Annotated in this window: 8 protein-coding genes; all 8 read right to left on the bottom strand. The window is 43.7% G+C overall.

Annotated elements, in window-relative coordinates; genetic code table 11:
* Positions 1-423: ATP-binding cassette domain-containing protein (locus QZL64_RS10865; protein ID WP_296309571.1), on the bottom strand; the 423-nt coding region annotated here is incomplete at its 3' end.
* A complete protein-coding gene (locus QZL64_RS10860; protein ID WP_021842001.1) occupies positions 420-881 on the bottom strand; it encodes a MarR family winged helix-turn-helix transcriptional regulator in 462 nt (153 codons plus the stop codon). The genes QZL64_RS10865 and QZL64_RS10860, both read right to left, overlap by 4 nt.
* A complete protein-coding gene (locus QZL64_RS10855) occupies positions 874-1,830 on the bottom strand; it encodes a zinc-binding dehydrogenase (protein ID WP_021842000.1) in 957 nt (318 codons plus the stop codon). Before QZL64_RS10855 ends, QZL64_RS10860 begins: the two co-directional genes overlap by 8 nt.
* Positions 1,831-2,154: 324 nt before the next feature.
* Positions 2,155-5,073, bottom strand: a complete 2,919-nt coding sequence (locus QZL64_RS10850) for a YadA-like family protein (RefSeq protein ID WP_021841999.1) — start codon at positions 5,071-5,073, stop codon at positions 2,155-2,157.
* Between the two features lie 331 nt (positions 5,074-5,404).
* Positions 5,405-6,412, bottom strand: a complete 1,008-nt coding sequence (locus tag QZL64_RS10845; protein ID WP_156704510.1) for an electron transfer flavoprotein subunit alpha/FixB family protein — start codon at positions 6,410-6,412, stop codon at positions 5,405-5,407.
* Between the two features lie 13 nt (positions 6,413-6,425).
* Positions 6,426-7,226, bottom strand: a complete 801-nt coding sequence (locus QZL64_RS10840; protein WP_021841997.1) for an electron transfer flavoprotein subunit beta/FixA family protein — start codon at positions 7,224-7,226, stop codon at positions 6,426-6,428.
* A 14-nt stretch (positions 7,227-7,240) separates the two neighbouring features.
* Positions 7,241-7,522, bottom strand: coding sequence for a ferredoxin family protein (locus QZL64_RS10835; protein ID WP_006555881.1), 282 nt, complete (start codon positions 7,520-7,522; stop codon positions 7,241-7,243).
* Positions 7,519-8,799, bottom strand: a complete 1,281-nt coding sequence (locus QZL64_RS10830) for an FAD-dependent oxidoreductase (protein WP_021841996.1) — start codon at positions 8,797-8,799, stop codon at positions 7,519-7,521. The genes QZL64_RS10835 and QZL64_RS10830 overlap by 4 nt, the downstream gene beginning before the upstream one ends.
* Between the last annotated feature and the right edge of the window lie 92 nt (positions 8,800-8,891).

Below are 8,891 nucleotides of genomic sequence, written 5' to 3'. Positions count from 1 at the left end.
CTGTTCGCCGCCGGAGAGCTCATGAGGATACCGATTCATATATTGGTCCGGCGGAAGGCCCACCATTTCCAAATAGGAATGGATTGTTTTAACCCGCTCTTCTTTAGGCCAACCCTTCATTTCCGGGATGATTTCGATGTTTTCACATACCGTTAAATTCGGGAATAAAGCGCCGGCCTGCAATACATAACCGATGTTTAAGCGCAATTCTCTCAGCTCCGACTGCTGTACATCGACACCATTAATCGAAACCGTGCCTTCCGTCGGCGTCAAAAGACGGTTAATCATCTTGAGCGTCGTCGTTTTACCACTACCACTCGTACCGACGAGGACGAAAAACTCCCCGCACGCGATAGTCATGTTGATATTACGAAGCGCCGCCTTCTCTTTATATAATTTACTTACATTCTTAAATTCAATCATTGTTTCACCTGCCGTTCCCGTAATTCATCAATGTTCCTGGCCAATGCCGTGGTAAACTTTTCACCGGCCCGGAGTAATACATCCTGCTCCTCGGCCGTTAATTCCTTCATAGCCGCATTTTCCGCTGCTTCCAAAGCATCCAATATAGATGCTGCATAGGTGCGACCGTCTTCGGTCAATTTAATCACTTTCGTGCGCTTATCTTCAGGATTTTCTTCAAAAAAGATATAGCCCTTGTCCTTGAAGTTCTTTATGGTCGCATTGACGACCTGTTTCGTGGAATACGTCTTGCGCGTAATGCGTTGCTGCGTAATTCCATTCGGATTATAGTAAATCCACATCAGAATCGTCAGCGCCTTGCTCTGCATGCCGTTTTTACGAGCATAGTTTTCAAAAATCGACATCTGGTTGTCGCGAATTCTGGAATATTCTTTTGTTGCCGGTAAAATATCAGTCATTCACTACCACCACCTTCCCAAAACTGTCAGCACTGTCCAAATAGGCGTGTGCCTCACGAATTTCGGCTAATTTAAAAACTATAGCCGGCTCAACAGTAATGTTGTTGTCCTTAATATAATCGAATAGGGCTTGCAGCATCGGTTCATTCACAATGCCGGAATAGAAGCCGGTCACATATTTACCGCTGCCCAAAGTCATAATAATATCAAAATTCTCCACATACCACTGACCACCGAGAAGGCCCGTGTTGCAAAGAATTCCGCCCGGCTTTAAATGCGCCAGATTATCTTCTAATACAGCCGGGCCCACCATATCGGCAATCTTATCAAAAGATATATCAGTATCCAAACGACCGTTCTCATCGAGAATGCACTCGTCAAAACCTTCCGCCAAGAGCTGTTCAAGCTTATTCATGGAACGCGTCGAACCATACAGGCGCACTTTCGGATAACGAGCTTTTAAAAGTTTGGCAAACGCTACGCCCACACCACTCGTGGCACCGCGTACCAACACAGCATCGCCAGCCTCGATTTTTAAATTCTGCAGCGTGCCAAAAGCCGTATGATACGTCTCCGGTATAGCCGCCATAATCGGCCAAGGTAAGTCTGTACGCACCGTATAAATCTGCTCATTCGGAAGTAATACATACTCCGCATAGGATCCGTCAAAATCACGGCCCATTTCCCCCATAACGGATACGACCTTCGTACCCGGTGGCAAACGCTTTACATCGGTGCTTTTCTCAATGACACCGACACATTCAATCCCCAAAATCCGCGGAAACTTTACCGATTCCGAATAACCGTTTCGCGTAAATATCTCAGAGCGATTAATGCCGAAACCTTTCACCTTAACCAAAGACCAACCCGGTTTAACCGCCGGCGTAGGCACGTCCTCATATATGAGCTTATCGACACCGCCCGCTTCATAGACAACCACTGCCTTCATATAATCCCTCTTTTCAGTCAAAACTTTTTACAATTTAATTATAAATCTAAAAACCTCTATAAGTCAAATAATTTGACCTATAGAGATTTATCGATAATTGTATTGAGTCATAAAGTAAGAGTCCTTGTTACAAAATAAAAAGACCATTGCATAACACAAAGGACGTACATCTCATCAGAGCCCGGGTTGCTCTAGTATTGATGTACGTCCCTTTTTAGTGAGTTTTTGATAAAAGTGTTTTAAAATGAATTTTTGGTTTTTGGGTGCTGTGATTGAGGGGAACTAACCTCACAATCGGTTACAGTACATGCATTATGAAATCTCTTAGCGATTGATTTGGCTTAAAATTTCCTGCATCTGTTTTTCTAACGCTTCGATACGTTTAGTTTTAGCTTCATTATCCGCTTTGATAGCTTCATTGTCGGCTTTAACTGCACTGATTTCCGCTTGCTGGCTAGAGATTACGGAGACTAAATCAGTTTTGGAGTAGTTGGAGTATTCACTACCCTTACCAAATTTAATGCTCACACCGGCGTTAAACATGTTTTCACCGCCGCCCATGCTGGTGCCTACGGAGAATAACAAATCATTCGTCGGACGATAGAATGCACCGATAGCTACTGCATTGGCCGATTTGTAGTTGCCATACCCGGCCGCAAAATCCCACTTAGCAGTCGGATCATAATCTTGCGGATGTAAAGCAGCTAATGCGGCGGCACCGGCACCGACACGATTAATTCGATTATCCAATTTATTAACTTGGCTGTTCAAGCTGGTTACGTTATTGGTAATATTGCTTACTTCGTTGGAAATGGAAGTAATATTATTAGTGTTCTGCGTAATCTGAGTCGTATTGGCAGCTACTTGGCTATCCAAAGCAGTCAAGTTTTCTCCTGCAGATTTAGATTGTTTAACGTAAGTACCATCTTTGGCTACACGAGTTTCGTTGTAAACAGTACTGCCATTAACAACACCTTTATTATCTGCAGCTACCTTGCCATCGGTATTAACTTTAAGCTGGTATTTTACACCATTAAATTCATTTAAGCCTTCAGCTTTTTCAATAGTAATAGTATTGTCGCCATCAAAGTTACCTACACTATTACGAGTATTAATTGAATTGGCTAAATCAGATATTTCTACACTCCCTGTAATGAAGTCCTTACCATCCGAGTCTTTAATAGATAAGGATAGTTTATTATTTTCATAACTCAAAGCATTGTTACTTTTTTGCAAGCCCGTGCCGGCAGCATCTACGGCTGCTTTAAGTTGAGCTACGTTAACAGCATCAGTGTCATTTGTACCGGCTGCTACATTAGTAATTTGGCGAGTAATACCTGCTTCACTGTCGCCAACGGAAACAGCGGCAGCATTGGACTTCCACGCAGAAGTAATCTGATTCTTTTCTGATACAGCATCAGTATAAGCTTTATTAGCATTGTTCATAGTAGTTTCAGAAGTATTCATTGCTATTTCAGCTTCATCCAACGCAGTCTTCGCAGCATCCATTTGTTCCTTATATCTTGCTTGATCTGCTGATCCTGCATCAGCAGCGTTATAAAATTGAACCTTTTCCGAATAAGTTGCAGCCTTTTCTAAATAATTATCGACCTTACTTTGATAATCATCTTTAGCTGTTGTATATGTTGACTCTAAGCCACCTAAACTATTATTCAATTCCGTTAATCGAGATTCTTTTCCTGAAAGAGCTGCAATTGCTGTATCGCTATCAAAAGCAGTACCGGTAATTGGATTATATCCATATCTTCCCTTATCTACAGATGCAATGGAATTGCTGCCAAGAGCAACGCCGCCGTCATATTGCACATCCGTATTATACCCGAGCATAACGGCATTACTGATGTTTTCTGTATGAGCCTTTACCGCTACCTTTACTTTCATTGTATAAGGAATTGCTGTACCAGTATACGGATCACGGGTGATAATGTCCATCTTTGGCGTATATATTTGTATCTTAATTTCATCTTTTGTTTCCATTGAACCAAGAATAATATTATTACTGCCTCCAGTCAATATATTATAATCACCAATCACTACTGCCGTATTTCCACCATTTAATGTATTTCCGGTCCCCACGACTGAAGTATTATTCACATTAATACCGGCATTTTGATAACCTGCAATGGTATTATAATCACTTACCGTATTTTCAGTCCCATTTAAAGTATTCCCCGACCCTATAATTGAAGATCTTCTTGCATAATCTAATGTATTGCTGTTCCCCATAGCAAACACAGATCCACCGTTAAGTGAAGCATAATCTCTAAATATCTCGGACATATGATCTGAATATCCGTCATTATAACTACCATGCAATATAAACTCATTATAACGATAATCACTAAAACCGTTTACTACCACATCAATCATATTGCCACCGGCATTTGTCACCCAGTTACCGGTGCCCCAAACCATAGAGTTCGATGAATAGTCTACCTTATTCATCGTACCAAAAGCACCATTAACCATAGTCACGGGGGCATATTCAGACCCGGTAATTTTATTATCAACGCCATAAATCGAAGACCAGGTAGTACCCAGACTGCTTACTGAATTAAAACCTGTGACTGTACCAAAAGTTCCAAGACCTTGAGCGCCCCAACCTACTACTGTACCCGAGGCACCACTCTGTGCATGATTACCAACAACAGTCATGTTCATTCCCCTAATATTTTTATTCGCAGCTTTCTTTTCTTCAGGCGTTAAGGAGCCAATAATAACCGAATCTTTAAAATCGTTATTCATCCGATTATCGCCAATCACAATACCTCCACCCGGAGCCTTAAAAGTATTATTGTTGCCAATAACAGTTAGACTTTCATAGCCTTTCATATAAGTATCATTACCACTAATCGTATTTCCTTTACCGATAAGTAAATCAGATACGGTTTCTGTTCTAACGTCTTGTTTTCCAGAAACAGTACCTGAGTTTCTCCCTGTGACACTGTTCTTATCGCCAATCACAGTCTGACTTTTACTATTAGTTACTGTATTATCATCGCCAAATACTTCAGCATCATTGCTTGTTGTAACTGTATTCCCAGTTCCTACAACACGAGCCGTCGTATCATCGGTTACGGTATTGATCGTACCTGTAGCCGTACCACTATCTACAACAATATTATCCGCTGCAAAAACCTGTCCCCCTAATAACAAACTCAATAAAACAGCACTGCTCAAAGATGTTTTAATTACATGACGACCATTTTTCTTGATTTTCATACCTAAACTCCTCTCAAAGCACGTCCACTAACTAACGTTTTGAAAACAGTGAATTGATTATTACCTATACCAATCAATTCATCACGACTTCATTTATAGTTAAATACTATCATATTTGTGCCCCCCACAAGACATATAATCATTATTTTATCACTGTTTCTCATAAAACATAAACCGGTGAATAAAAATTATATTTCATACCGCCGTGTTAAAATTTCACACATCTTATATTTTTGCACTATTCATCATATAAAAAAGAAAAAGCTACAGTGTCATTACACCATAGCTTTTTCACAAATTTTATTAATAAGTAAATAATTGGATTTTCACTTTATCCTTTTATAGCCTTGCATTGCGCAATCATTTCACGAGCCACTTCCATAGCGTCGCCTACGATACCGTAGTCGCACACTTTGAAAATAGAGGCTTCCGGATCGTTATTAATGGCCACAATCATATCGGAGCCCGTAATGCCGGCCGTATGCTGAATGGCACCGGAGATGCCGAAGGCCAAGTATAATTTAGGAGCCACTGTCTTACCGGTTTGACCAACTTGACGGCTCAACGGATACCAGCCTTTTTCAACAATCGGACGGGTTACGCCGAGCACACCGCCCAACGCATCGGCCAATTCTTCCAACACTTTGAAGTTTTCAGGGGAACCCATGCCGCGACCTCCGGCCACGATGATTTCCGCTTCTTCGATGTTAACATCGTTCATGTCCACCTTAATCATTTCTACGAAACGATTGCGAATGTCCCCGTCAGTGAGCTGAACTTCGACCTTGTTGATATGACCTTGACGACCTTCCTGGCGTTCCGGCATTTTGAACACATTCGGACGAACGGAGCCCATTTGCGGGCGATGTTCCGGACAGATGATTTCCGCCAAAATGTTACCGCCCAAGGCCGGACGAGTCCATTCTACAAGGCCGTCGGATGTGCTTACGGACAAAATCGTACAGTCCGCTACAACGCCGTTTTTCATACGACCGGAAATACGCGGTGCCAAATCGCGACCGTCGTTAGTAGCACCGATGAGGATAACATTCGGTTTATTCTGAGCAAAGAAATCGGTAATGACTTTAGTGTAGCCGTCAGTCGTGTAGCGTGCCAATAAAGGATGTTCAAATACATGAACGTAATCACTGCCATACTCGATAAGGCTTTGTGCTTCGCCGGCCACTTTGGCGCCGAGAAGCAATGTATGTACATCTTCTTGCAACTGATCCGCTATGAGGCGGGCCTGACCAATTAATTCGTATGTGACTTTGCGCACCTGACCGTCGAAACAGTCAGCAATGACATAGACACCTTTGTATTCTTCAAACACCGTAATTCCTCCTTAGCTATCAGATAAGTTCTTTTTGTTTTAACACATCCATAACGGTTGCTACGGATTCCGAAACGGCACCGGTCAACATGGTTCCGGCGGAGCGCATAGGCGGGCTGTATACTTTGCGTACACGGGTTGGCGAACCTTGAAGGCCCAAACGCTTAGGATCCGTCGTCATATCTTTAACGGTAATCGTCTTCACTTCGTACTGCGTAGCACGAATGGAATTATGGAGGGTCGGATAGCGTGGTTCGTTGAGGGATTTAACGGCCGTTAGGAGCATCGGCATTTCCGTATCCAATACTTCAAAGCCTTCTTCGTGTTCACGTTGGGTCCGTACAATATTATCGTTCACTTCGATGCCGCACACATAGGTAACCTGAGGAATGCCCAGTTCTTCGGCAATCTGCGGACCTACTTGCGCCGTATCACCGTCGATGGCCTGTTTACCGCAGAAAATCATATCAAACGGTTTGCCCTGGTCTTCCTGCACTTTGGATATAGCACAAGCGATGGTGTAGCTGGTAGCGAGCGTATCGGCACCGGCAAAGGCACGGTCCGTAATGAGGTACGCATCATCGGCCCCCATGGAGATACATTCTTTTAACGCCACGGACGCCTGCGGCGGTCCCATGGTAATCACGGAAACGCGGGTTCCCGGATATTTATCTTTAACGGTCAAAGCCGCTTCCAATGCATTCATGTCGAACGGATTGACAATACTTGGCAGGCCGGTACGAATTAAAGTGTTCGTTTCCGGATCGAGCTTGATTTCAGACGTATCCGGCACTTGCTTGATACATACGAATAATTCCATAGTCAGCCTCCCTATTAGCCTTGACGAAATTCAATACCCTTCGTGTCGTCCGGGTATTCCCATTTAGTTACAATCGTTTTGCCGCATAAAACTCGGCAGGTACCGCATTCTACGCAACCGGCGTAGTCAAATGCAAGCGTACCGTCGTCGTTTAAGGTATATAAACCGGCCGGGCAGGCATTGACGAGTTTCATTTTTTCCTTCATATCCGGATAATCATGAATGATTTCAATGTGCGGATGACCTTCGTTTACGTAATATTTATTGACGCCTAACTTTTCTTCTAAGTTTGTCATAGGGCACGACCTCCTTTAAGGGCATCCATAGCCAAGTTAACAAGGCCTACACCGGTAGCCCGTTTCAATAATTTAGGAACAAGCGGTTTCGCGCCGTCGCCGTTAACGGTAAATACATCGGACATGATGCCGTTGACCATTCCCGGATATTTTTGGAAAATACGCGGATTGTTGAGGAATTCAGGGAAGTGACGATAGGTTTTCAAATCTTTACCTACGAAGCTGTCCTCAATCATAATATCGTAGTAACGTAACGCACCGGCGGAATAATCGCCTAAGCGTTTGGCTTTAATAATCGCATCGGCGGCATACATGCCGGACGCAATGGCAAAATCCATACCGCGCACGGTGTAACCCATGTTGATACAGAAACCGGCCGCATCACCGACGATGATAAAGCCGTCACCGCTCAAGGTGGTCACCATTTTATACCCCGCTTCCGGAACCATGTGACCGCTGCGTTCAAGGAGTTTGCCCCCTTTTAACAAGCGAGCCACTGTCGGATAAGCCATGAATTCGTTCATCATATCTTCGATAGTAGCATCCGATTCACCGATATGTTCAAGACCTACTACGACGCCGATGGATAAGCTGTTTTTATTAGTATAGATAAAACCGCCGCCCATGAGACCGTGCGTAATATCACCCATGAAAAGCCAAGACAAACCGTCATTGCCGTCGAGGCCGAGGCGTTCTTCCAACACACCTTTATTAAAGCTATATACTTCTTTAGCACCTACGGCTACTTCGGCAGCCGTAATCGGTGCACGTAAACCGGCTCTTTCAGCCAATAAGGAGTTAACGCCGTCAGCCAATACCACTACGTCAGCACGCAACGTATCTTTACCACAGCGAATGCCTACCACTTTGCCGCCTTCCATGAGAAGATCCGTAACCTGAATGCGGTTAACCACCACGGCACCGGCTTTTTCAGCCTGCTCTACGAGCCATTTATCAAAAACGCCGCGCAATACCACATAGGATTCGTCTTTTGGCTGAGCCGGTTCCGCTTCATATTCAACGGTCGTTGCCTTGCCACCTTCCAAAATGGAGATGCGCTCCTTCGTTACTTTACGTTCTAACGGAGCCGTTTTTCTAAAATCAGGGATTAACTCTTCTAACGAATGCGTATAAATACGACCACCCGTCATGTTTTTCGCGCCCCCATAACTCCCTCGTTCAACCAAGAGCACTTTCACACCCTCTTTGGCCATTCGATAAGCAGCTGCCGCACCTGCTAAGCCACCGCCTACAACGATTGCATCAAATTGTTCCATGCTGTTCTCCTTGTGTAATATACTGTATATTTTATACATTGAAAAACAAAAAACAGTTACGTCCCACGTCGGCCTTTTGCGACCCACTGTAG

The organism is Veillonella sp. CAG:933, assembly GCF_000431435.1.
Classification (GTDB): Bacteria; Bacillota; Negativicutes; order Veillonellales; family Veillonellaceae; genus Veillonella_A.
Note: the sequence above shows the minus strand (reverse complement) of the source record. Positions and strands in the feature narration are given on the sequence as shown.

Coding starts and splice junctions, on each gene's coding strand:
- QZL64_RS10860 (WP_021842001.1), bottom strand. CDS start 881: ATGACTGATATTTTACCGGCAACAAAAGAATATTCCAGAATTCGCGAC.
- QZL64_RS10855 (WP_021842000.1), bottom strand. CDS start 1,830: ATGAAGGCAGTGGTTGTCTATGAAGCGGGCGGTGTCGATAAGCTCATA.
- QZL64_RS10850 (WP_021841999.1), bottom strand. CDS start 5,073: ATGAAAATCAAGAAAAATGGTCGTCATGTAATTAAAACATCTTTGAGC.
- QZL64_RS10840 (WP_021841997.1), bottom strand. CDS start 7,226: ATGGAATTATTCGTATGTATCAAGCAAGTGCCGGATACGTCTGAAATC.
- QZL64_RS10835 (WP_006555881.1), bottom strand. CDS start 7,522: ATGACAAACTTAGAAGAAAAGTTAGGCGTCAATAAATATTACGTAAAC.
- QZL64_RS10830 (WP_021841996.1), bottom strand. CDS start 8,799: ATGGAACAATTTGATGCAATCGTTGTAGGCGGTGGCTTAGCAGGTGCG.